Source organism: Marinobacterium lacunae (assembly GCF_000705555.1).
In the GTDB taxonomy this organism is placed as follows: Bacteria; Pseudomonadota; Gammaproteobacteria; order Pseudomonadales; family Balneatricaceae; genus Marinobacterium_D; species Marinobacterium_D lacunae.
This window is the reverse complement of record NZ_JMQN01000036.1, coordinates 75037-99455: the sequence shown is the minus strand read 5'-3', so window position 1 is coordinate 99455 and position 24419 is coordinate 75037. Positions and strand designations below refer to the sequence as shown.

General features: G+C 58.4%; 19 protein-coding genes. 11 read left to right on the top strand and 8 right to left on the bottom strand.

Going from position 1 to position 24419, the window contains the following annotated elements:
• The first annotated feature begins 162 nt into the window (after nucleotides 1-162).
• Entirely contained in the window at nucleotides 163-1494 is a 1332-nt protein-coding gene (locus tag ADIMK_RS11585; protein WP_036188102.1) for an HDOD domain-containing protein, read from the top strand.
• A 35-nt stretch (nucleotides 1495-1529) separates the two neighbouring features.
• Here the strand turns inward: ADIMK_RS11585 and ADIMK_RS11580 are convergent, their stop codons facing one another.
• The gene (locus ADIMK_RS11580; RefSeq protein ID WP_036188101.1) at nucleotides 1530-3449 is read right to left on the bottom strand and encodes an ATP-binding cassette domain-containing protein; all 1920 of its coding nucleotides are present in this window, start codon (nucleotides 3447-3449) and stop codon (nucleotides 1530-1532) included.
• Between the two features lie 76 nt (nucleotides 3450-3525).
• Between ADIMK_RS11580 and ADIMK_RS21360 the strand changes: the two genes are divergently transcribed.
• Together ADIMK_RS21360 and bamJ are read left to right on the top strand one after the other, a co-directional pair.
• Complete coding sequence (locus ADIMK_RS21360; protein ID WP_051692884.1) at nucleotides 3526-4026, top strand: TIGR02444 family protein; 501 nt, start codon at nucleotides 3526-3528, stop codon at nucleotides 4024-4026.
• Between the two features lie 62 nt (nucleotides 4027-4088).
• Nucleotides 4089-4811 carry a BamJ family beta-barrel-assembly machinery protein gene (gene bamJ / locus ADIMK_RS11570; RefSeq protein WP_036188099.1) on the top strand — a complete coding sequence of 241 codons (723 nt, stop codon included), beginning with the start codon at nucleotides 4089-4091 and terminating at the stop codon, nucleotides 4809-4811.
• An 83-nt stretch (nucleotides 4812-4894) separates the two neighbouring features.
• Here the strand turns inward: bamJ and ADIMK_RS11565 are convergent, their stop codons facing one another.
• Together ADIMK_RS11565 and ADIMK_RS11560 are read right to left on the bottom strand one after the other, a co-directional pair.
• Nucleotides 4895-5866, bottom strand: a complete 972-nt coding sequence (locus tag ADIMK_RS11565; protein ID WP_051692883.1) for a WD40 repeat domain-containing protein — start codon at nucleotides 5864-5866, stop codon at nucleotides 4895-4897.
• Entirely contained in the window at nucleotides 5863-6336 is a 474-nt protein-coding gene (locus ADIMK_RS11560; protein ID WP_036188095.1) for an Rsd/AlgQ family anti-sigma factor, read from the bottom strand. The genes ADIMK_RS11565 and ADIMK_RS11560 overlap by 4 nt, the downstream gene beginning before the upstream one ends.
• 140 nt (nucleotides 6337-6476) lie before the next feature.
• Here ADIMK_RS11560 and ADIMK_RS11555 point away from each other — a divergent pair, with 140 nt between their 5' ends.
• Nucleotides 6477-6881 (top strand): flagellar basal body-associated FliL family protein, encoded by a 405-nt coding sequence (locus tag ADIMK_RS11555; protein ID WP_051692882.1) that lies wholly within the window; start codon nucleotides 6477-6479, stop codon nucleotides 6879-6881.
• 29 nt (nucleotides 6882-6910) lie between these two features.
• Here ADIMK_RS11555 and gshA read toward each other — a convergent pair whose 3' ends face one another.
• The 3 genes from gshA to pyk all read right to left on the bottom strand — a co-directional run bounded on the left by gshA (nucleotide 6911) and on the right by pyk (nucleotide 12286).
• Nucleotides 6911-8476, bottom strand: a complete 1566-nt coding sequence (gene gshA / locus ADIMK_RS11550; protein ID WP_051692881.1) for a glutamate--cysteine ligase — start codon at nucleotides 8474-8476, stop codon at nucleotides 6911-6913.
• A gap of 75 nt (nucleotides 8477-8551) precedes the next feature.
• The gene (locus ADIMK_RS11545; RefSeq protein WP_036188080.1) at nucleotides 8552-10810 is read right to left on the bottom strand and encodes a Tex family protein; all 2259 of its coding nucleotides are present in this window, start codon (nucleotides 10808-10810) and stop codon (nucleotides 8552-8554) included.
• A gap of 39 nt (nucleotides 10811-10849) precedes the next feature.
• Nucleotides 10850-12286, bottom strand: a complete 1437-nt coding sequence (gene pyk, locus ADIMK_RS11540; RefSeq protein WP_036188077.1) for a pyruvate kinase — start codon at nucleotides 12284-12286, stop codon at nucleotides 10850-10852.
• 105 nt (nucleotides 12287-12391) lie between these two features.
• Here pyk and ADIMK_RS11535 point away from each other — a divergent pair, with 105 nt between their 5' ends.
• Nucleotides 12392-14686 (top strand): ATP-binding protein, encoded by a 2295-nt coding sequence (locus ADIMK_RS11535; RefSeq protein WP_051692880.1) that lies wholly within the window; start codon nucleotides 12392-12394, stop codon nucleotides 14684-14686.
• Nucleotides 14673-16046 carry a sigma-54-dependent transcriptional regulator gene (locus tag ADIMK_RS11530; RefSeq protein WP_197027524.1) on the top strand — a complete coding sequence of 458 codons (1374 nt, stop codon included), beginning with the start codon at nucleotides 14673-14675 and terminating at the stop codon, nucleotides 16044-16046. Before ADIMK_RS11535 ends, ADIMK_RS11530 begins: the two co-directional genes overlap by 14 nt.
• Nucleotides 16047-16125: 79 nt before the next feature.
• On the opposite strand, the gene ADIMK_RS11525 is transcribed toward ADIMK_RS11530, so the two are convergent.
• Nucleotides 16126-17733: a methyl-accepting chemotaxis protein gene (locus ADIMK_RS11525; protein WP_036188075.1), complete on the bottom strand. Its 1608-nt coding sequence runs from the start codon at nucleotides 17731-17733 to the stop codon at nucleotides 16126-16128.
• 402 nt (nucleotides 17734-18135) lie between these two features.
• Between ADIMK_RS11525 and ADIMK_RS11520 the strand changes: the two genes are divergently transcribed.
• From ADIMK_RS11520 to ADIMK_RS11505, 4 genes are all read left to right on the top strand, one after another.
• The gene (locus ADIMK_RS11520; RefSeq protein ID WP_036188071.1) at nucleotides 18136-19122 is read left to right on the top strand and encodes a TRAP transporter substrate-binding protein; all 987 of its coding nucleotides are present in this window, start codon (nucleotides 18136-18138) and stop codon (nucleotides 19120-19122) included.
• Between the two features lie 199 nt (nucleotides 19123-19321).
• Nucleotides 19322-19879, top strand: coding sequence for a TRAP transporter small permease (locus ADIMK_RS11515; protein WP_036188068.1), 558 nt, complete (start codon nucleotides 19322-19324; stop codon nucleotides 19877-19879).
• Nucleotides 19876-21273 (top strand): TRAP transporter large permease, encoded by a 1398-nt coding sequence (locus ADIMK_RS11510; RefSeq protein WP_036188065.1) that lies wholly within the window; start codon nucleotides 19876-19878, stop codon nucleotides 21271-21273. The genes ADIMK_RS11515 and ADIMK_RS11510 overlap by 4 nt, the downstream gene beginning before the upstream one ends.
• 215 nt (nucleotides 21274-21488) lie before the next feature.
• The gene (locus ADIMK_RS11505) at nucleotides 21489-21989 is read left to right on the top strand and encodes a hypothetical protein (protein ID WP_036188061.1); all 501 of its coding nucleotides are present in this window, start codon (nucleotides 21489-21491) and stop codon (nucleotides 21987-21989) included.
• A gap of 88 nt (nucleotides 21990-22077) precedes the next feature.
• Here ADIMK_RS11505 and ilvA read toward each other — a convergent pair whose 3' ends face one another.
• The gene (ilvA, locus tag ADIMK_RS11500) at nucleotides 22078-23622 is read right to left on the bottom strand and encodes a threonine ammonia-lyase, biosynthetic (protein WP_255344281.1); all 1545 of its coding nucleotides are present in this window, start codon (nucleotides 23620-23622) and stop codon (nucleotides 22078-22080) included.
• A 115-nt stretch (nucleotides 23623-23737) separates the two neighbouring features.
• Between ilvA and rpiA the strand changes: the two genes are divergently transcribed.
• The gene (gene rpiA / locus ADIMK_RS11495; RefSeq protein ID WP_036188055.1) at nucleotides 23738-24415 is read left to right on the top strand and encodes a ribose-5-phosphate isomerase RpiA; all 678 of its coding nucleotides are present in this window, start codon (nucleotides 23738-23740) and stop codon (nucleotides 24413-24415) included.
• Nucleotides 24416-24419: the final 4 nt, after the last annotated feature.

Sequence of the window (24419 nt, the reverse complement as noted above, 5' to 3'; positions counted from 1 at the left end):
TACCCGCCCGATACTGCCGTCACCACTCTGATGGATCTAACCTCCCTGAATCCTTAGGTTTTTTGCTGTCATTCATATCGCTTTCCTATAATCTAGTTTTATCATTAGAACTAAGCAGCCCGCGTGGGCTGGGCGATACACCGGATAACATGGAGAGCACCAGTGTCTGTTGGCGTACAGTTTCCCGATTCGGATTCAAGCCATAACCCCTCTGTCAGATTGGTACTGTTGCATGACGCGCAGGGAAAGTTGCTGGTGTTGCTGCCAGTCTCGGCGATGCTCAATCTGGCGTCACTCTGGACGCTGACCGGTCGTAAGCTTCACGCCGTACGCGCCGATGATGCCCAGCGCTTTTTCAGTCAGCAGGGATTGCAGTCCGAGCAGGGGCAGCAGCGTCTGATGCAGTCATTTCCGCTGTTGATCGACAGCAGCCTGCAGGGGCGGATTGAGTTCAGTCTGTGTGAATTGACCAGCGGTCTGTGCTTCGACTGGCAGTACCTGCTGGCCGCCGAACAAGATGTGCAGTTCGGTGCGATCTCCGTTAAACCCGAATATGAACACATGCGCCGACAGCCGAAAGGTGGCGAGGACGAGGTCGCGATCACCCGGGCGGTTGAGCGCTTCACGGCGTTGCGTATTCAGCAGCGGCTCGAGGATACGCTCGGGTTGCCCGCGTTGGCGCCCACCACGCAGAAGATCATCATGATGCGCTCCGACCCGGATTCCGGTGTCGATGATCTCGTGCCGGTGGTGCGTCTGGATCCGAGTCTGTCGGCCCAGGTGATGAGCTGGGCGGTATCCCCCTACTATGCCGCGCCTGGCAAGGTGCACTCGATCGACGAGGCGGTCATTCGGGTACTGGGCTTCGATCTTGTGGTTAATCTGGCCCTGGGAATCGCCATGGGCCAGGTGCTGAAAGTACCCGAAGAGATGCCGCGCGGATCTACACCTTACTGGCAGCAGTCAGTTTATACCGCCACACTCTGCGAACTGCTGGCCCGCAGAATTCCGCTCGATAAACGCCCCAAGGTGGGGTTGTCATACCTGACGGGGCTATTGCATAACTTTGGTTATCTGGTGTTGGGCCACCTGTTCCAGCCACAGCTGGCGGTGCTGTCCCGGTACGTCGAGGCCAATCCCCACCTGGAGCCGGTTCTGATCGAGCAGCAGGTGATCAATGTGACGAGGGATCAGATCGGCGGCTGGCTGCTGGAGAGCTGGAATCTGCCGGAAGAGGTGTACGCGGCCATACGTCAGCAACAGGTTGACGAGCCTGAGGGTGACAGCGAACACTATGCGCGCCTGCTGCATCTGAGCAAGCAGCTTCTACGCCGTGAAGGGCTGGCCGATGGGCCGATCTATGAACTCGATCCGGCGCTTTATGAGCGTTTGGGGCTGCAGGTAGAGCAGGTGGACGGGGCGGTCGCTGAACTCGTCAGCTCGCAGGAGGAGTTGAACGAGTTGACCCGCACGCTCAGCCGCGCGCGGGCCTGATAGCGTTCTGGTTGTTCTGAAAAGGCCGGGTGCTGTTATTCGGTCTCGTTCAGTTCACTTTCCAGTGCTTCGAGGGCTTCCTGCTGTTCCATCCAGCTCTCCTCAATTGTTTGCTGCCGCTGAACCAGTTGTGACTGATCGGCCAATAGCTGCTTGAGTTGCGCTTTCTGGCTATCGTCGTAGATTGCCGGATCGGCCAGCTGGCTCTCGACCGCAGCCAGCGACGCATTAACCGCTTCCAGATCCTTCTCCAGCTTTTCCACCGCCTTGCGTAACGGGCGCAGGCGCGCACGGTTGTCGGCCTCCTTGCGCTTGAGCTCCTTACGCTCGGCCGCGCTGAGTGAGCGGTTGTCACGGGATTCGACGGCGGCGGGCTCCTGCCCCTTGCGCTGTTGCGCAAGCCACTGGTGATAGTCGTCCAGATCGCCCTTGAACTCCTCGACCTTGCCATCGGCGACCAGCAGAAACTGATCGACGGTGTTGCGGATCAGGTGGCGGTCATGGGAGACCAGAATCAGCGCGCCATCAAAAGATTGCAGGGCCAATGTAAGTGCGTGACGAACCTCGAGATCAAGATGGTTGGTCGGCTCGTCCAGCAACAGCAGGTTAGGTTTGCGCCAGGCGATAAGGGCCAGCGCGACGCGTGCTTTTTCACCGCCCGAGAAGCTGCGCACTGGGTCCAGTGCCTGATCGCCGATAAAACCGAAGCTCCCGAGGAAGTTGCGCAACTCCTGATCGGTGCTCTTGGGCGATATACGTTGCAGGTGCAATAGAGGAGAGGCGTCCAGGTCCAGTGCTTCGAGTTGATGCTGGGCAAAGTAGCCGATCGCCAGATGTTCGCTCTCGTGACGCTCGCCTTGAAGCAGCGCCAGATCCCCCACCAGGCTCTTGATCAGCGTGGATTTACCGGCACCGTTGTGTCCAAGCAGCCCGATGCGCTCGCCTGGTGTCAGCGTCAGTGCAATATCCCGCAGAATTGTGCGCTCGGGATAGCCGAGGTCGGCGTCATACAGGGTCAGAAGGGGGGAGGATATCTTGTCTGAACAATCGAAGCTGAAGCTGAATGGGCTGTCCACGTGCGCAGGAGAGAGTTGCTCCATGCGCTCGAGCTCTTTGATGCGGCTCTGGGCCTGTTTGGCTTTGGAGGCCTTGGCCTTGAAGCGGCGAACGAAGCTTTCTATCTGCTCGATACGTGCTTGCTGTTTCTCGAAGGCAGCCTGCTGTTGTGACAGCTTTTCGGCACGCATACGCTCGAATGCACTGTAGTTGCCCTTGTACAGATCCAGCGCACGGTTATGCATGTGCACGACATGGCTGACCACTGAATCGATGAAGTCACGGTCGTGAGAGATCAGCAGTAGGGTGCCGGGATAGACACGCAGCCACTGTTCAAGCCAGATGGTGGCATCCAGGTCCAGGTGGTTGGTCGGCTCGTCAAGCAACAGCAGGTCAGAGCGACACATCAACGCCTGTGCAAGATTGAGGCGTATACGCCAACCACCGGAGAAGCTGCTGACAGGGCGCTCGGCATCGCCGGGCATAAAGCCAAGGCCATCAAGTAACTGATGCGCACGGGACTCGGCACGGTAGCCATCTATCGCTTCCAGTTCGGCGTGCAGTTCGCCGATCTTGCCAGCCAGGTGCTGATCTTCGGCGTGTGCCAGTTCAGCCTGTACCTGACGCAGGCGCAGATCGCCATCGAGGATATACTCCAGCGCGGTTCGATTGGTTGAGCTGACCTCCTGCGCCATATGGGCTATGGACAGGCCTGCCGGCATCGACAGCTCACCCGCATCCGGGTGTAACTGATCGAGCAGCATCTTGAACAGGCTCGATTTACCGACGCCGTTGTTTCCGACGATCCCCACTTTCCAGCCAGCATGCAGAGTCAGGTTGGCCTGTTCTAGTAGGGGCAGCGCGCCGCGATGTAAGCTAAGATTTTGGATTTGAATCATGGCCGCGAATAGTACAGCGCTTGGCCCGATCTGCGCCAGTACCCGCACGACTGTGCGCGTAATTTAAGGAGAGCTTGTGTCACTGAACAACCCGCCTTGGCAGAGTGCACTGAAGCTGTACGGCTCAGCGGGCGTCGAGCAGGCGGCGCTGGAGCTGCAACAGGCTGGTTGCAGTATCAATCGTTTGTTATTGGCCTGTTATCTGGCGCAGCAGGGGCTGCAGCTGGAATCCTCGCTCTTGCGAGGAGATGCGCTGGAGTGGCAACAGGCGGTTACCCATCCGCTTCGCGCTGTTCGTTATCGTGTGCGTGAGCAGAAGGCACAGCGCGACGATCTGGATCAGTGCTATCGGGCGTTGCGAGAAGCGGAGCTTGCCTGTGAGCAGGTGGAGCTGATGATGCTCTGGCAGTCACTGTCGACTGCGAATCTGTGCTCGAAGCCAAGCGGGCGGGAGTTGGCGAAAGCCAATCTGGAACAGGTGTTGGTCGAGGCCGGTATTACCGATCCCGCGTGTGTTGACGCCCCTTTAGGGGTGTTGATCGCAGCCGCCTTTCCTGATCCACTGGTCAGCGGCTGAACTTTCACGTTTAATGTTCACCTAATACTGCACACAAGCGTTTAATCGTTAAGGAATCGAGAATGAAAAAGACCGTACTCGCCGTAGCTCTCTCCGGTGCACTGTTGTCGGCTCCGGCGCTGCAGGCCGAGGAGCTTACCACTGATGAGCAGAAGCTGAGCTACAGCCTGGGGCTGATCCTCGGCCAGAAGCTGAAGATGGATGTCGAAAACCTTGATATCGAATCCTTTCGAAATGGTGTTGAAACCGTTTACTCCGATAAGGAGCCGCTGCTGACTGAAGAGCAGATCGGTGGTGTCATGCAGGCCTTCCAGCAGCGTAAGATGGAAGAGCAGCGTGCCGCATTTGCCAAACTGGCGGATGACAACAAGGCGGCTGGCGACAAATACCTGGCGGAAAACGGCAAAAAGGATGGTGTGAAAACCACCGAGTCAGGCCTGCAGTATGAAGAGCTGACTGCCGGAACAGGCAAGAGCCCGACCGAAGCCGACACCGTCAAAGTGCATTACCGTGGTGAGCTGATCGACGGTACCGAGTTCGACAGCTCCTACTCTCGCAATCAGCCGGTATCCTTCCCGCTTAACGGTGTTATCCCGGGCTGGACTGAAGGTCTTCAGCTGATGAAAGAGGGTGGCAAAGCGCGTCTGGTTATTCCGGCAGATCTGGCCTATGGCCCCGGTGGTATGGGTAACGCAATCGGCCCGAACGAGACACTGGTATTCGAAGTCGAGCTGCTTGAGGTTAACCCCTCCTCTGACGCACCGGCAGAAGGTGAAGCACAGTAATACCTTTCAGAACGGCGCGATAGCGCCGTACGCCTGAACGAAAAACGGCCGCTTAGCGGCCGTTTTTTTATCTGTGAACGGGTCTAGCGCAGAACGTTGAGCAGTCCATTGCTGCCGATGGCGTAATAGCGACCGTCGTTACCGAAACCGACCGCTTCGACACCGGTGCTGGTAGGGCCATATGCCTCGCGTTTTTCGACGCGCCAGCTGCGAATCTCTTTCCCGGTGCTGACATTCCACAGCTGGACCTTGCCCGAAGCGGTGCCGGTCAGCAGTTGTTGGCCGTCATCGGAAAAGCGTGCACTGATGTAGCTGACCCGTCGCTTCCACAGCATCTCATCGCCGCTGAGCGTCTGCAGAATCTCGCCGCTGCGTGTGTCCCAGATATACGCAAGATCCAGCGTCGCGGAGCTGAACGCGAAGCGGCCGTCACTGGACAGGACTACCGTATCCACGGTGTTGCCAAAACGGATGCTGTGCAGCTCTTCGCCGCTATTGAGGTCCCAAAGGCGAGCGCTGTAATCGTCAGCGCCGGTCAGGGCCAGCGTTGCACTGTCATCGAGCGCCACACTGCGTACCCGGGCCGGGTGGAGTAGGCTCTGTCGGATGCCGCCATTTTTAATATCGAAGTAGACCGCCTGGTGATTGGCAAGCCCGAGCAGTGCGTAATCGCCGGAAGGCGAGAGCGCGACAGACAGAATCTCAGAGGGCGCACTCCAGTACCAGACCGGCTGGCCGTTATCGGTGTTCCAAAGCACCAGGTCTATGCTGCTGGCAGTGGCAGCGAAACGTGCGTCAGGGGAGAAGCTCGAACCGATAACTCCGGTGTACTCGCCCTGCTTGTGGTTCCAGTCGTATAGCCGTTCATGACGCTGTACATCCCAGAGGCTGCCGCCGTGAAGGTTTGATCCTACGATGGCATAGCGGCTGTCTTGGGACAGCGTTGCGCTGTAAACCCCCTGACTGGTATAGGCGTGAGCGCTCTCAGGAGCATCACCGCTGCCACATCCGTTGAGCAGCAGTGCCGTTGCTATCGTCAGGAGCGTCTTTTTCACGCCTCGTTCGCCACCGGGCGATGCGCGTTGTGGAGGATCTCAATCAGCTGATCTTCCAGTTCGAAGCGGTCTTCGAGTACTTCACCGAGCTTCGACAGATCTTCGGCAAAATCGCGGATATCCCGAAGTGTCGGCTGCTCGAAGGCGCCATACTTGTCGTTAAAGTCCAGCGCGGTATCGGTAGTCGGCTGGATTCTCGGGAACAGGTCCTGAACCTTGTCGACACTGCCGTCAGCAAATTCGCTGCCTTCGCGCAGCAGTTGCTCGTAGACCTCGAAATGACCTGATGACAGGTAATCCATCAGCAGATCGCAGAACAGGGTCAGCTGCGTATTCAACGGCTCTCCGATTTCGCAATCGGAAAGCGAGAACAGTGTCCGGATCAGCTGTTGGCGCTGTTCCAGCCACTGGTCGATGATGTCGCTGACACCGCCCCAGCGCTCTTTGGCATCGCGGCATTTTTCCAGCATTGCGCATCCTCCCCATCAAGTGTGAATCCATAGTAATGCCAAGCCCAATTGCGGTGCAACCGCCGCGCAGGGGCGCTATCGGTTGTCAGGCCGAGTGGTTATACTCAAACGCTTGAAGCTTGGATCTAAGGGGAGAAAGAATGATCAGAGTACTGTCTCTGGTGCTGGTAATGTTGTTGAGTCTCGGCTCGCCGGTATCGATGGCGGCAGAGGACGATAAACCCGCGGATTACATCAGTTATATCGAGCTCAAGCCATTTGTCACCAACTTCGGTTCCGCCGACAATCTGCGCTTTCTGAAGGCGGAAGTGACCATTCAGGTGGACTCGGAGAATGCACACCATGCCGTTAACGCGCACATGGCCCAGATACGTAATGATCTGGTGTTTCTGTTCAGCGCACAGACGGAGGAGAGCGTGGGCAGCGTAGCGGCACAACAGCTTCTGGCCGGAGAGGCGCTCAAGCTGATTCAGGACATGTTGAAGGAGGAGACCGGTGAGTCTTTCGTCACCGATCTTTTCTTTACCAGTCTGGTCGTACAGTAACGCGGAGCCCTTACAGCTCCGCGGCTGCATTACTGGGCCATATACTGGGCCAGGTACTGGTCGAAGTCGATATGATCGCCGGCCTCAATTTCGGCCTGTTCCTGCAGTGAGCGGGCCGATGCTTCTCTGAAACCCTGCTCCAGATCGGCTGGCAATGGCTCTCCTGAGAGCGTCGCACGATGGGCTCGGCTTTGTGACAGAACCCACGCCGCATAACCCTCTCCGCTGTCGGTAATGGCTGCAAGCACCTGTGCCGAGGGTGTCAGGTCAGGCTCTTCGAGCTTGGCGTACTGGGCGTCTACAGCCTGACAGTAGCGACTGCCCGCTGATGCACTATCCAACACCTCGGCTGTACGGCGAACCTGATCGAGTATCATTCGACCGCGCTCGGCGACGCTGCGCTCGCCCTGTTCGCAGAACAGCGTCAGCCCCGGCTCACGGCCGCGTGTGACGATGCGCGTGTGGTTGGCCGCAATGCGTTCGCATTCGCGGGTGCTGACCAGCTCCTCTGAGCAGAGCAGGCAGGTGATCAGGAAGCAGTCCATGAAGTGGGCTTGTTCGAGATCGATACCCAGCGGCAGTATCGGGTTGATGTCGGTGTTGCGAACCTCGACGTACTCCACGCCCCGGGACATCAGAGCCTGAACCGGCTTTTCGCCGGAGCGGGTCACCCGTTTAGGACGCACGTCACTGTAATACTCGTTCTCGATCTGCAGCACATTGGTATTGAGCTGGCGATAACCATCTTCGTGCAGGACGCCTATCTGTTCGTAAGCCGGGTGGGGCGTCTTGATCGCCTGGCTCAAGGAGGCGGCGTAGGTATCAAGATGATTGAAGCAGATATTCAGCGACGACTGCGCACGGTTCGAGTAACCCAGATCGCTCATGCGCAACGACGTGGCGTAGGGCAGGTACAGGGTGTCTGCACCGAGCGAGTGCAATTGGTGCTGGCGCCCCTGCATGAAGCTTGCTGTCAGCGCCGGAGAGGCGCCGAACAGGTACAGCAATAGCCAGCTGTAGCGGCGGAAGTTTCGAATCAGCTTGAAGTAACCGGCTGACTGGAAGGCACGCTCATCTCCAGGGCTTTTGATCAGGCTCTGGTACACCGGCCAGAACGCTTCCGGCAGCGAAAAGTTATAGTGAATGCCGGCGATGGTCTGCATCATCTTGCCGTAGCGGTGCTCTAGGCCCACACGGTAGATATGCTTGAGCCGACCCACATTGGAGTTGCCGTATTCGGCGATGCGGATCTGCGCTTCCGAGGGGATGTCGCAGGGCATGCTTGCCGCCCAGAGCTCCTCTTCACCGAGATTTTCAAAGCAGTAACGGTGCAGGTTGGCCAGTTGCTCCAGCGCCTGTGCAGGCGAGTCGCACACCGGCGTGATGAACTCAAGCAGTGCTTCGGAGTAGTCCGTGGTGATCTGCGGGTGAGTCAGTGCCGACCCCAGTGCACGTGGATGGTCCGTCTGGGCCAGATGACCCAGGGCGTCGACCCTGAGCCCCTCCTTTTCGATCCCGTGGTTGAGCTGGGTCAGTAGCTTGGCCTGGCCGTTGGCGACCAGAAGATCCAGATGTTTTTCCAGGGTTGCCAGCACTGGTCAGATTCCTGTGTAGTGTTAAGGGCGGAAATTATACCGCCGCAGATGGCGGCAGGGCCATGCCCCGGGCGTTTAGCGCCGGGACTTAACGCCAGCCGCACGCAGCCGCTCACCGAGACTGCCTTCGCGGACAGGGGCAGAGGGCTGATGAGCTGCGGGCTTAGCGCCTTGGGTGCCCTTGTTGCCATTGTCCGGGTCTTTCATGCTCAGGCTTATCCGTTTGCGGCGCTCATCCACCTCCAACACCCGTACCTTGACGATCTGTCCGCTGGTGACGACCTCATGCGGGTCCTTGATGAAGCGGTCGGCCAGTTCTGAGATGTGAACCAGTCCGTCCTGATGCACGCCGATGTCGACGAAAGCACCAAACTGGGTGACGTTGGTAACGACGCCCTCAAGTTGCATGCCCGGGTTGAGATCGCTCAACTTGGACACCCCCTCTTCATATTGCACCGAGCGGAACTCGGGGCGGGGGTCGCGCCCTGGTTTCTCAAGTTCGGCGAATACGTCACTGACGGTATAGCGTCCGTATAGCTCGCTGACAAACCGGCTGTGGTCCAGTTGGCGCAGGCGTTCTGGCTGGTTCAACAGCTGGCGCTGGTCGAGACCGGCGGCGGACGCGATCTCCTTGACCAGTGGATAGGATTCGGGGTGCACAGCCGAGTTGTCCAGTGGCTCATCGCCATCACGTATGCGCAGAAATCCGGCGCACAGCTCGAATGCCTTAGGACCCAGACGTTTGACCTTGAGCAGCTCGCGACGGTTGCGAAAGGCACCCTGCTCATCGCGCCAGGCGACAATGCTGTCGGCTAAACCGGCGTTGAGGCCTGACACATGGCGCAATAATGCGGGCGAGGCTGTATTAAGATCGACGCCGACATGGTTTACGCAGGTTTCCACCACCGCATCCAGCGATTGTGCCAGCTGTTGCTGGTCCACGTCGTGCTGGTACTGGCCGACGCCGATGGAGCGCGGATCAATCTTGACCAGCTCCGCGAGTGGATCTTGCAGTCGGCGGGCGATCGAGACGGCCCCGCGGATACTGACGTCCAGATCGGGAAACTCTTGAGCGGCGAGTTCAGAGGCGGAGTAGACCGATGCGCCCGCTTCACTGACCATCACCGGTTGCAGAGTGAGGGCGGTTTCGCGCTGGGCAAGCTCCCGTGCGAGCTGTTCGGTCTCGCGTGACGCCGTGCCGTTGCCGATGGCGATCAACTCGACGTGATGGCGGCGGCATAGTGTGGCGAGTGTCGCCAGCGACTGATCCCATTGATTGCGCGGTGCATGCGGGTAGATCGCGGTGTGCTCGAGCAGCCGGCCGGTGCGGTCGATCACGGCAACCTTGACCCCGGTGCGAAGGCCGGGGTCAAGGCCCAGTGTCACACGGGCACCGGCGGGTGAGGCCAACAACAGATCGTGAAGATTGCGGGCGAACACCTCAATCGCCGCCGCCTCGGACTGTTCGCGCAAGCGTTTGACCAGTTCGTTTTCCAGTTGCGGCTGCAACTTGCGGCTCCAGCACTGGTCCAGTGTTGCTTGCATCCAGGGTGAGAGTTGACCGCGCAACTGCCAGTGACGCTGGATCAGCTCCACCCCCAGATCTTCCCGACCCTCCGGCAGCTCCAGCTTGTATTTGATTACTCCCTCCTGCTCGCCACGCAGGAGCGCAAGCGCGCGGTGCGAGGGGATACGTGCGATCGGCTCTGCATACTCGAAATAGTCACGGAACTTGCTGTCGGGATCGGCCTTGCCGCGGGCTGCCCGAGTGGCAAGCCGTCCCTGCTGCCACAGTGTTTTACGCAACGCATCGACAAGATCCGCCGCTTCCGCGAGCTGTTCGATCAGGATATGACGGGCCCCTTCAAGTGCGGCCTCGCTGTCATCAATCCCCTTGTCGGGGGCGATATAGGCGGCGGCCGCGCGTGTCGGTTCCGAAGAGGGTGTTTTGAGCAGCGTCTCTGCCAATGGGCCGAGTCCCGCCTCACGTGCCTCCTGCGCCTTGTTGCGGCGTTTGGGGCGGTAGGGCGCATAAAGATCTTCAAGTCGCGCCCGGGTGTCGGCCGCGAGCAAATCGCGGTTCAACGCCTCGGTAAGCTGGCCGCTTTCGCTCAACTGGCGCAGGATCGCGTCGCGGCGGCTTTCCAGTTCGCGCAGCTGTCCCAGGCGACTGTGCAGCTCGCGAAGCTGGGTGTCATCCAGAGCGCCGGTGGCTTCCTTGCGATAACGGGCGATAAAGGGCACGCTCGCGCCCTCATCAAGAAGTGCAACTGCCGCACGTACGCGGGCCGCGTCGACACCGAGGTCGGCGGCCAGTCGTTGTTCGATCTGCATGTGTGGGGATTGTCCTCTGGCTACGCGCGCAGGTGCAGGTCAGGGCACCTGGATGATCTGCATGGAGTTGGTGCCGCCATGTACGCCCAGTTTCTGGCCGCGGGTCAGCAGTACGGTATCACCGCTGGCGATTTTGCCCGCCGCCACAAGACCTTCAAGTAGTTCGCGGTTGAGGTCCTGCTCGCTGACCGCTGTGGCGTCAAAGAACAGAGGCTCCACGCCACGGTAGAGGGCCACGCGGCGCATGGTCTGTTCGTTGCGCGTCAATGCGTAGATCGGCAGTCCCGAGCGGATACGTGACATCCACAGCGGGGTTGAGCCGGACTCGGTCAGGCAGATGATCGCCTTGACGGTGGGCAGGCTGTTGGCGGTGTACATCGCCGAGCGGGCGATCGCCTCGTCGGTGCTGGTACAGGGCGTTTCCGGCTGCGTCGGTGCCGGGCGGGAGAGCTGATGCTTCTCGGCGCCCTGACAGATGCGGGTCATCGCCTCGACCACTTCGATGGGGTAACTGCCGGCGGCGGTTTCGGCCGACAGCATGACGGCATCGGTGCCGTCGAGAATAGCGTTGGCGACATCGAATACTTCGGCACGTGTCGGCATTGGGCTGGTGATCATTGTCTCCATCATCTGGGTGGCGGTGATGACCACACGATTGAGCTCACGGGCACGGCGGATAATGTGTTTCTGTACGCCGATCAGCTCCGCATCGCCGATCTCCACGCCGAGATCGCCGCGCGCCACCATGACGCCGTCGCAAGCGAGGATGATTTCGTCGAGTGCTTCAGGGGTCGCGACGGTTTCGGCGCGCTCGACCTTGGCGATGATCTCGGCGCGACTGCCTGCAGCGTCGAGCAGCCTGCGGGCTTCCTCGAGATCCTCTGCACTGCGGGGAAAGGACACCGCGACATAATCCAGATCCAGCTCGGCTGCGACCTTGATGTCGGCCTTGTCCTTGTCGGTCAGTGCCGCTGCGGACAGACCGCCGCCCTGACGGTTAATCCCCTTGTTGTTCGAGAGTTTGCCGCCGATGGTCACTTCGGTGTGAATTTTAGTGCCCTCGATGGCGGTCACGCGCAGCTGTACGCGGCCATCGTCGAGCAGCAGAATATCGCCGGTTTCGCAATCCTCGGGCAGTGCCTTGTAGTCGATGCCCACGGTCTGCTGGTTACCGGCATGGGTGTCGAGGGCGGCGTCCAGCGTAAAGCGATCGCCGATCTCGAGCGCGATAGGGCCTTCAGCAAAACGGGCGATGCGAATTTTCGGACCCTGCAGATCGCCCAGCGTGGCGACGGACAGGCCCAGCTTGCGGCTGGCCTCCCGGACAGACAGTACTCGCTGGCGATGATCGTCGGCACTGCCGTGGGAAAAGTTCAAGCGGACGGTGTTCACACCCGCGCGAATAATCTGTTCCAAAACACCGGATTTATCGGTGGCGGGTCCCAGTGTGGCTACGATCTTGGTACGTTTCTGCATGAGTCGCTCTCTGCTTGGAGGAGAATCGCCTATTCGGCGTGGCGTGACTAAAGTAAAATTGAGGCTTTTCAATTTCAAGTCAACGCACTTGGGGAGAACATGTCGATGGCGGTTGAGTCCGGCCACCCTCTGAGTTCACTAAGGGCGTACAGGCCCCTGCTCATCATACTCCTGCTAACGCTGTTCGTGCTGCTTATGGTGGAAACAGCGGTAGTCAGCCGCCAGCAGGCGATTGCCGACCTTCAGCAGAAAGCAGAATCGCATCTTGACCGCTACATGCTGAGCTTGCAACAACGGCTGGATCGCTATAAGGATCTGCCCCACCTGCTGGCCACGCATTCCGAACTGGTGTCGGCGCTTGATGCGCCAGAGGGTGATCCAGCGATTGTGAGCGCCAATCAGTATCTTGAGCAGGTCAACACGGTCATGGGCACCACCGATGCCTACCTGATGAATGCGAAGGGGGTTACGGTCGCGGCCAGCAACTGGCGCTCAGAAACCACCTTTATTGGCCGTGATTTCAGTTTCCGGCCCTACTTTCAGGATGCGCTGAAAGGGCAGGAGGGCCGATATTTCGCGCTGGGTACGACATCCAAGAAACGGGGCTATTACTTCTCTTATCCGCTGCGTGACGGGGGCGTGATTCGCGGTGTTGTTGTGGTCAAGGTGGACCTTCATGATGTGGAACGTCACTGGAGCAACTCGCAGATCGACCTGCTGGTGACCGACCCCGACGGCGTCATCTTCATATCCACCCGGCCGGAGTGGAAGTTTCGCTCGTTGCAGCCGCTGTCCACGCAGGATATGCAGCGTATCGTCGACAGCCTCCGCTACGGTGACTATCAGCTGACGTCGCTGGATATTATCAAGCGCGAGCAGCTTGAGCGTGACGGCGAACTGATCACCCTGCTCGATAGCCGCGAGATCGAGAACGAGGCGCTGGACGGCTTACAGCCCCGGCAGTTCCTGCATCAGCGCAAGTCTGTCCCGGGTTTTGGTTTGTCGGTGTCGGTGCTGGCCAGCCTTGAGCCGGTTGAGGACGCCATGCTGGGGGCAACGCTGCTGGTTGGCTTCAGTACTGCGGCCATAACGCTTCTGGTGCTCTTCCTGCTGGCGCGGCGCCGAATCTTCAAGGAGCGTGCACTTTTTCAGAAACGCGAGATGGTGGCTCTGGAGGAGAACGAAGCACGGGTCAGGGCGATCATCGATAACACTCACGCAGGCCTTGTGATGCTCGACGAGAGTGGGAGCATTGAATCGATCAACCCAACCGCTGAGCATCTGTTTGGGTATGACCTGAACCAGATACGCGGTCACTATTTCAGTCAGTTGCTGGCACAGGAGGATCGGGCCGCCTGCTGGCGTCATATCCTCTCGGACGAGCCGGATCAGCCGGAGTTGCTGGCGGTGGAGGCCTCAGGTCTTCGGCATGACGGCTCTCAAGTACCGCTTGAGGTGCATATCAACCGGATGCAGCTGGCCAGCGTCAGGCACTATATCGTGACGTTGCATGATCTCACCGAACGCAAGGAGCAGGAGCAGCAGCTGAAGGCGGCGCGAGAGGCGCTGGAAACACGCGTGCAGGAGCGTACGGCGGATCTTAGCCGGGCCAACGCCAAGCTGCTGGAAGAGATGGAGCAGCACAGTCATACCCAGAACGAGTTGATCCAGACCGCCAAGCTCGCGGTGATTGGGCAGATGTCGGCCGGTATCAACCATGAGCTGAACCAGCCGCTGACCGCGATTCGCAACTATGCCGATAATGCCCGTGCCTTTTTGCAGTGCGGTAAGCTGGACACGGTCAACGGTAATTTGGAAGAGATCAGTGGCTTGATCGAACGCATGAGCCGCATCATCCATCCGCTTAAGGAGTTCGCACGCAAGAGCAGTGGCAGCACCGAGCTGGTATGTCTGCAGGCGGTGCGTGATGGCGCCATGTCACTGATGTATGGTCGCTTCGAGAAGGAGAAGGTAGCGGTAAGCTGGCCGCCGGGGCTGTCCGGATACTATGTGCTTGGCGATATACTGCGGCTGGAGCAAGTGCTGGTAAACCTGCTGTCCAATGCCGTACAGGCGATGGAGCAGACCGAAGCGCGGCGTATAGAGGTGGGTGTCGAGGTTCAGGGTAAGTGGCTGAAACTGTCGGTGCATGACTCAGGCCCTGGGATTCCGGCGGCAGACCTTGAACGTATATTTGAACCTTTCTACACAACCAAGAAGTCGGGGCAGGGGCTGGGGCTAGGCCTGTCCATTTCCCACCGGATTATTGAGACGCTGGGCGGGCAGCTCAGGGCCGCTAACCACCCGGACGGAGGTGCCGTATTCACAATCGAACTGCCGCGCGGCGTAAGGCCGGAGATGACCATCCACCCTTCGGAGAGCAACGATGAACAGGAGTGAAAGCCCGGTGACAGCACCGGTGCTGTTGGTCGACGACGAGAAGCACATTCGGCTGGCTGCAGGTCAGACACTCGAGCTTGAGGGGTACGAGGTCGAAACGCTGGACCGCGCGGAGGGCGTGCTGGAACGTATTGGAGAGCACTGGCCCGGTGTGATTGTCACCGATATCAACCTGCCGGGTATCGACGGGCTGGAGCTGATGAAACAGGTGCAAGCGGTTGACCCGGAACTGCCCGTTATCCTGATTACCGGCCACGGGGATATCTCCATGGCGGTAGGCGCTATTCGAGACGGCGCCTACGACTTTATCGAGAAACCTTTTGCCTCAGAGTTTCTGCTCGATACCGTGCGGCGGGCTGTGGACAAACGTCGCCTGACACTGGAAAACCGGCGTTTGCGCCAGGAGCTGGAAAGCCAGAACGCACCGGGCCCTAAACTGGTCGGCAATAACCCACTGATGGTTGCACTACGAAGGCTGTGTAATACCGTGGCGGAAACACCGGCGGACGTACTGCTACTGGCCGAGACCGGCTCGGGTAAGGATCTGGTAGCCCGTTATATTCATGAGCGCAGTCCGCGGCGGACGAAGAACTTCGTCGCGATCAACTGCGGTGCGGTACCGGAAAACCTGATCGAGAGTGAACTCTTCGGTCATGAGGCCGGAGCTTTCACCGATGCCAAAACCCGGCGTGTGGGCAAGTTCGAGCATGCACAGGGTGGAACCCTGTTTCTCGATGAGATCGAGAGTATGCCGATGTCATTGCAGATCAAGCTGCTGCGGGTGCTTGAGGAGCGTGCGATTGAGCGGCTGGGGTCGAACAAGCTGATTCCGCTGGATATCCGTGTTATCGCGGCGGCAAAGGTCGATCTGAAACGGCTCGCCGAAGAGGGACAGTTCCGCGAGGATCTGTACTACCGCCTCAATGTGGTCCGTATCGATATTCCTCCACTGCGAGAACGTCGGGACGACATCCCCCTGCTGTTCCAACACTTTATGCTGGTGGCGGCAGGGCTGTACGGGCGCGAAGTGGCCGAGCTGTCGGCTGAGCGGATGCACAGCCTGCTGCTGCATGACTGGCCCGGAAACGTGCGAGAGCTGCGTAACCTGGCCGAGCGCTATGTGCTGCTGGGTGAGTCGTGTACCTTCGATTTCGATAACCGCCCGATCGTCGACAGCGGCGGCAACGGTCTGACACTGCCCGAGCAGGTCGAGCGATTTGAACGCATGCTGATCCACACGGAACTGTCCAACCACGGCGGTTCGATCAAGGATACGCTTGAAGCGCTGGGGCTGCCGCGCAAGACACTCTATGACAAAATGCGCAAATACGGCTTGGACAAAAGCGATTACAAAGCCTGAGTCAGGCACATGAAAAAGCCCGCGAATTGCGGGCTTTTTTTACTGTTTACAGAATGGGCGGATAACCACCCATTGCCAATCAGAGCTTGAAACGACTGACCATCTGCTCCAGCTGTTTGGACAGGTCGGTCAGGTGTTCAGACACGCTTGAGAGCTCCTGAGCACGTGTTGATGTGTTCTCTGCGCTGGCGTTGATCTCGCTGATGCTCTGCTCCACGCTCGCGGCCATCTGGGTCTGCTCACGTACGGCGTTGGCCACCTGATGGTTCATGTCATTGATGACGCGAACCTCTTCGGTGATGTTGTTCAGTGCATGAGCGGTACGTTGCACCTGTTCGAAACCCTTGCCGGCATCATCCAGCGCAGTGCGCATCACATCCACAGCGTCCTTGGCATCGATCTGCAGATCACTGATGATCTTGTTGATCTCTTCGGTGGAGTTATGGGTGCGGCTTGCCAGGGTACGGACCTCATCGGCGACCACGGCAAAGCCGCGGCCCTGTTCACCGGCGCGGGCAGCCTCGATGGCAGCGTTCAGCGCCAGCAGATTGGTCTGTTCGGCCACCTTCTGAATCACTTCAAGTACGGTGCCGACATTCTGGCTTTGGGAGTCCAGACGGGTGATGACATCGGTCGCACGTTCGATACTGTGCTTGAGCGATTCGATGGCAACGATCGCCTGCTGGGTGACGTTGGTACCTTCCGTGCTCTCTTGCAATGCGAGATCTGATGCGGACACAGTACTTTCAGCACTGGCCTCGACGCTGTTGGTCGCGGCTTCCATCTGCTCCATGGCAGCTGCCACCGAACTTGTCTGCATCTGCTGGCTGCGTGCCGCATCGATGGCACGACTGGCTATGGCGTTGATCTGCGTGCTCGATGTGGAAAGCTTTAACACCGTGTCGCTGACATGCTGAATACTGCTCTGGAAGTTGCCCAGCATCGAGTTGAAAGCGGTGGACATCTTGCCCATCTCGTCGTTGGAGGTGATCTCGATGCGACGGCTCAGATCCGAGTTGCGTTCGATTTGATGCATGGTGTCGGATAGGGCGTTGATCGGCTTGATGACGATGCGGCGCATGATCAGACCGATGAGTAACACACCGCCAACGAACAGTGCCAATTCAACCAACGCGATATTGCGCAGGTTGACCAGAATGTCGGCGTCGATCTTGGCGAAATCATAGGTGACGCGCACGGCACCGAGAACGGTACCCTCTTCGACCGGGTGGCAGAGTAGGCAGTTGGTGCCCTTATATTCGCTCATCGCCTTCATTGGCGTAATCACGGTGAGGCGGTGGCCGTCATCGTCATTGAACTCTTCGACGACATGCTCACCTTCCATCGCACGGCGGTCCAGGTCATCCATGATGACGGCGTCCTTGGCTCCCGGGCCGTACATGTTGCTTACCGCCTCGCCACGGATAACGCGCGCTTCGGTCAGCGATTCATTGCTGAGGATCTTTTTCTGCAGCGTGCCGCGATTCTGCATCGCACCGCTGATCATCAGAATATTGATGCTATCGAAATAGGAGTCGGCGGTCGCCACGGTCGTGAACTCGGCGACATCGCGGCTGAGAGAGGTCTGGCTTCGGTAGATCGCGGTCAGTGAACTGACGAACACAACCAGGAAAACGACAACAAGGGAGAAATTGACTTTAGTCTGGATGGATAGGCTCTTATTCACTGCGCACCTGTTCCGTTACTTGACGGCTATTATTCTGATCTTTTCGCATGGTGCGCAAATTCTAATGCTGAATCAACTGATTAAATGATGATCTGGTGCAAATCTACAACACTAATCTCGATTTGATTTTGTGTCGGGTGGCGAGAATCCGCTCATTTACACGTTGTAAATGTGTGGAAATCCGCCTATTTGGGATCACTAAAGGGGAGTGATGAATTCTAATCATCACATTGTTTAATTTTAATTAATTGATTTTCATTAGGTTTGAAGTTTTTTAGGCGAGTTTTTGTTGAGTTGGTATTGATCCTGCTTATCTAGGCTACCAACGGGTCGGCAACAGGCCCGAAGCAACAACCGATAGATCCTACGATAACGTTAATAAAGCAACACAGGAGAAGTCCCATGCGTCTATTGACCGCAGCACTCGCCACCGTCGCCCTGACTTTCGGCGCTCAGGCCGTAACCGCCGCCCCTATCGAAATCAAGTTTTCCCACGTGGTTGCCGAGAACACCCCGAAAGGCAAGATGGCGACCCGCTTCAAGGAGCTGGTCGAGCAGCGCCTCGGTGACAAGGTAACCGTATCCGTGTTCCCGAACTCCCAGCTGTTCGGTGACGACAAGGTGCTGGAAGCGATGCTGCTGGGCGATGTCCAGATGGCCGCTCCCTCCCTGTCCAAGTTCCAGAAATACACCCCGGCCCTGCAGATCTTCGACCTGCCGTTCCTGTTCAACAACATGGGGGCTGTCGACCGTTTCCAGCAGAGCCCGACTGGTCAGGAGCTGCTCAACTCCCTGCGCAAGAAAGGCTATGTGGGTCTGGGTTACCTGCATAACGGCATGAAGCAGCTCTCTGCTAACGAACCGCTGCGTGTACCGGCCGATGCAGATGGTAAAAAGTTCCGCATTCAGACCTCCGACGTTCTGGCCGCTCAGTTTGAAGCTGTCGGCGGTGTGCCGCTGAAGAAGCCGTTCTCCGAAGTCTTCACGCTGATGCAGACCAAGGCGATTGACGGCTCCGAGAACCCCTGGACCAACATCTACTCGAAGAAATTCCACGAAGTTCAGTCCTACATCACTGAAACCGATCACGGCGTACTCGACTACATGGTCGTAACCTCTGCCGAGTTCTGGAATAGCCTGGATGACGATCTGCGCGCTGAAGTGAAGAAAGCACTGGATGAAGCGATCGCTTACGGCAACGAAGAAGCCTCCAAACTGGCTGCCGAAGACCGTCAGAAGATCATCGACTCCGGCCGTACCGAAGTGATTCAGATCACCGAAGAAGAGCGTCAGCTGTGGGTTGAAGCGATGAAGCCGGTATGGAAGAAGTTCTCCGGTGATATCGGTCAGGATCTGATCAACGAAGCCCTCAAGGCCAACGCCGAGTAATCGCGGACCGGCTCTTATCCAGGGGGCGTCTGACACGCCCCCTTCATCTACAGGATGTTACGCCCCGCGCGAGCCGCTGTTTAGTGGGCAACAGCGTGGGGCCCCACCCGTGACTGGCGTGAATACAGTGGATGTACAGGAAAGGCCGGGGTCTCCCCTGTGCGTCTGACGCACGCTCAAGTCGGATAGAGGTTTCATCATGGCAATACGTAATCTGGTCTCCCAGTTGGAGGAGGCGATCCTGTCGCTCCTGCTGGTTGGCATGACCTTTCTCGTGTTCGCTGAAGTGGTTGCCCGCTTCGGTTTCAATGCCGGGATTCACTGGGCGCAGGAGGCCACGCTGCTGATGGCAGGATGGTTCGTGCTCTTCGGTGCGTCCTACGGTGTGAAAGTGGGTGCACACATCGGGGTCGATGTGTTCGTTCGCCTGCTGCCTGCAAAGCTGCACCGGGCGGTAACGCTGTTCGCGGTGGTGCTGTGCATCATCTACTGCGGCCTGTTTCTGTTCGGTTCCTGGGAGTACATCTCCAAGATGAAGATGATCGGCATCGAGATGGAAGACATCCCCATGCCTAAATGGGTGTCCAGCACGATCCTGCTGATCGGTTTCGGATTGCTGGTGATCCGCTTTGTGCAGTTGGGCTGGAAGGTGCTCAAGGGTGAGGCTGAAGGATTCCACTTTGCCGATGAGGCAGAGGAGAGCATGGCGATCGCCCGTGAACTGAAAGAAGCGCAAGAGAAGGAGGCTCGCTCATGACCACAGCGATGCTGTTTATCATGCTGTTTGCCTGCATGCTGATGGGGATGCCGATCGCCATCGCGCTGGGCCTCTCCAGTGTGACCACCATACTGCTGTTCTCCAACGACTCTCTGGCGTCGATTGCGCTGAAACTGTTTGAGGCGACCACCTCTCACTACACCCTGCTGGCGATTCCATTCTTCATCCTGTCGTCGGCGTTTCTGTCCACCGGCGGTGTAGCCAAGCGCTTGATCAACTTTGCAGTCGACGCAATTGGCCACGTGCGTGGTGGTCTGGCGATGGCGTCGGTGATGGCGTGCATGCTGTTCGCGGCGGTGTCCGGTTCCTCCCCGGCAACGGTCGCGGCGATAGGCTCCATCGTGATCGCCGGTATGGTCCGTTCAGGCTATCCCGAGGCGTTCGGTGCCGGCGTTATCGCCAACGCCGGTACGCTGGGCATTCTGATTCCGCCGTCCATCGTCATGCTGGTGTACTCCGCAGCGACTGAAGTATCGGCATCACGCATGTTCATGGCGGGCTTTATTCCCGGCATCATGATGGGCCTGCTGCTGATGATTGCGATCTACATAGCAGCGCGTGTGATGAAACTGCCTGCGCAGCCCTTCCCGGGCTTTGCCCAGCTGGCGCGTTCGGGCCTGATTGCGCTCGGCGGTCTGATGCTGATCATCATCGTGCTAGGTTCTATCTATGGCGGTGTTGCCTCACCCACCGAGGCCGCTTCGGTCGCTGCGATCTACGCCTTCCTGGTTGCGGTTGTCGGCTATCGCGATATCGGTCCGATGAAAGGCGTGCCCTGGCGTCGCGAGCGTGAGTCGCTGCCGGGTGCTGTCGTCCGCAACGGCGCGCAGATGCTGCTGGCGATGCCGCAGTCTATCTGGCACCCGGAGGTGCGCAAGGTGCTGGTGGATGCGGCCAAGGTATCGATGATGCTGCTGTTCATCATTGCCAACGCCATGCTCTTCGCCCATGTGCTGACCACCGAGCGTATTCCGCATCAGATTGCTGAAGTGATCGTGCACTGGGGACTGCCGGCCTGGGGCTTCCTGATTGTGGTGAACATCCTGTTGCTGATCGCCGGTAACTTCATGGAGCCCTCTGCGATCCTGCTGATTATGGCGCCGATTCTGTTCCCGATCGCGACTCAGTTGGGCATCGATCCGATCCACCTGGGCATCATCATGGTGGTGAACATGGAGATCGGCATGCTGACACCGCCGGTCGGTTTGAACCTCTTCGTCACCGCCGGTATTACCGGGCGCGACATGGTCTGGGTTATCAAGGCGTGTCTGCCATGGCTCGGACTGCTGCTGTTCTTCCTGATACTGATCACCTATATACCGCAGATTTCGCTGTTCCTGCCGGAGTATATCGATCACCTCAGGGGTTACTGATCCTAACGGGAGATCCGGCTAGGCGGGAAGGGAGTCCCGCCGGCCGAACGACATGTGTTTGGGCCGCTGCTCCGAAAGGTGCGGCGGTTTTTTTTGAACTTGACGGCGGATTTCGTATCCGATGAATACTTTAGTTCGGAGGTCGGATACCCGATTCCGGGTGGCAGCGGTATAATGTGATCCGCTTCATGTTCTAGCCGTTGGGGGATTCATTCATGCTGGGTGCTGTTGCCGCAATTTGGGGCTTTGTCGGTATCTGTATGCTGTTCGGCAGCGCCATCTACAGGCTTGGCCCGATGGCGATGGACCTACCCGTTCAGGGATTCAGCTGGTACCACTGGGCGGCGCTGATCTTCAGCATCATTTTTATGGGCTTTGCCGAAGGTTATCGCGGCTTTCAGCAGAACTTCTCGCCGCGTGTGGCTGCCCGCATCCGTTATCTGTCCAACAATGTAACCCCGATGCGTGTAATTCTGGCGCCGGTGTTCTGCATGGGCTTTTTTCATGCCAAGCGTCGTCGTCAGATCGTCAGTTTCTGCCTGACAGCCGGGATCGTCGTGTTGGTGTTGCTCGTGCGTCAGCTCGATCAGCCCTGGCGCGGTATTATCGATGTGGGCGTGGTGCTGGGACTGAGCTGGGGCATTCTATCGCTGGCGGTCTTCACCTATCAGGCGTTTACGCGTAACGATTTCGACTATTCCCCGGAAACACCCTGAACGGGTGCGCCGCTCAGAGGCATTCGAACAGATAAAAAAGGCAGCACTGAGTGCTGCCTTTTTTTGTACCGGTTTGTGCCGCGAAGGCTCAGCCGAGGAAGAGTTTGTACGCCGTATTGTCGGTTTCCTCGAAATAGGTGTAACCGATCTCTTCGAGGAATTGGCCGACCTGATCGTGCTCCGCAGCCGGGACTTGCAAGCCGACGAGTACGCGGCCATAGGCCGCGCCGTGGTTGCGGTAGTGGAACATGGAGATGTTCCAGCGACCGCCGAGCTTGTTCAGGAACTTCATCAATGCGCCGGGACGCTCCGGGAACTCGAAGCGGTAGACCACTTCGTTGTCGACGCTGGCCGGGGCATGTCCGCCGACCATGTAGCGTACATGAAGCTTGGCGGTTTCATTGTCGGTGAGATCGACCACATCCTCGATATGCTCACGCATCTCCGCCATCAACTCTTCGCGACCGCCGTTGTTGGGCAGAATCTGAACTCCGGCGAACACTATCGCTTGTTGGTCGTTGGAGTAGCGGTAGTTGAACTCGGTGATGTTGCGCTTGCCAAGTGCTGCACAGAACTTTTTGAAGCTGCCGGGGCGCTCAGGGATACGGGCGGCAATGATTGCCTCGCGCTGCTCACCGAGTTCCGAACGTTCGGCGATATGGCGCAGGCGGTCGAAATTGACGTTGGCGCCGGAATCGATGGCGATCAGGGTTTTGCCTTCAACCTGTTCGCGGGCGACATACTTCTTCATGCCGGCCACACCCAAGGCGCCCGCCGGTTCGCAGACCGAACGGGTATCGTCGAAGATATCCTTGATCGCGGCGCAGATCTCGTCGGTGGATACGGTGATCACCTCATCCACATAGTCCTTGGCCACCTCCCAGGTGTGTTCTCCGATCTGGGCGACCGCAACGCCGTCGGCGAAGATACCCACCTGATCCAGGGTATCGCGGAACCCTTTCTGCATCGCCAGCGCAAGGCAGGCAGATTCGTTGGATTCAACGCCGATCACCTTGGTTTCCGGGCGCAGGTATTTGACGTAGGAGGCGATGCCCGCAATCAGCCCGCCACCGCCGACCGGCACGAAGATGGCGTCGATGTGGCCGCTTTCCTGACGCAGGATCTCCATGGCGATGGTGCCCTGGCCTGCGATGACATCGGGGTCGTCGTAGGGGTGGACATAAACCAGCCCCTTTTCCGCCATCAGCTTCTCAGAGTGCGCACGTGCCTCGTCGAAGGTGTCGCCATGCAGCACGGCGCGGCCGCCCAGGCGGCGTACGTTGGACACTTTTACATCGGGCGTGGTTTTGGGCATGACGATCGTCGCCTTGATCCCGAGGTGCCGTGCAGATGCCGCCACGCCCTGGGCGTGGTTGCCTGCCGAGGCGGTAATCACCCCACGCGCTTTCTCCTCGTCACTCAGCTGCGACATCTTGTTGTAAGCGCCGCGAATCTTGAATGAGAACACCGGTTGTTCATCTTCTCGCTTGAGGAGAACGCGATTACCCAGGCGTTCGGACAAGCCGCGTGCTTCATCCATCGGCGTTTCAACGGCGATGTCGTAGACACGGGCTTCGAGGATTTTCTTGATGTAACGCTGCATAGGGCCCTTCGGGGTCTGGTGATGGCGGATCGTAAGAGAATTAAAGAAACAGATGGTATCGGCTAGACCTCGTAGCGTCTATAAGGGCAGCGCTGTGTTGCGTATAATCTCACCAACCGTGACTTATACCAGATCAGGACAGGCGATGACCCAGGACGAGATGAAACAGGCCGTAGCAGAAGCGGCCGTCGAGAGAATCCGCCCCTTGTTGAATGACGATACCGTTGTCGGTGTCGGCACAGGCTCCACAGCCAACTGCTTTATCGATGCGTTGGCTGGCGTGAAGCACCTGTTCGCCGCGGCGGTGGCAAGTTCCGAGGCCACTGCCGAACGCCTACGCGGGCACGGCATCGACGTGGTCGATCTCAACAGTGTTAGCGAGATGGCGGTCTACGTCGATGGCGCCGACGAGTTCGACAAGCACCTGCATCTGGTCAAAGGCGGTGGCGGTGCGCTGACACGTGAAAAGATCGTCGCGGCGGTGGCCAAGGAGTTTGTTTGCATCGTCGACAGCAGCAAGAAGGTGGATCTGCTGGGCGAGTTTCCGCTGCCGGTGGAGGTTATTCCGATGGCGCGCTCCTATGTTGCGCGTGAGCTGACCAAGCTTGGCGGTATGCCGGTGTACCGTGAAGGCTTCGTCACCGATAACGGCAACGTGATCCTGGATGTACACGATATGGAGATTCTTGATCCCAAGGGACTCGAGCAGCAGATCAACAATATTGTCGGTGTGGTTACCAACGGACTATTTGCACTGCGCGCGGCAGACGTGGTGCTGATGGGTACGCCTGACGGCGTCGAAACTCTGCACGATACCCACTGATCCA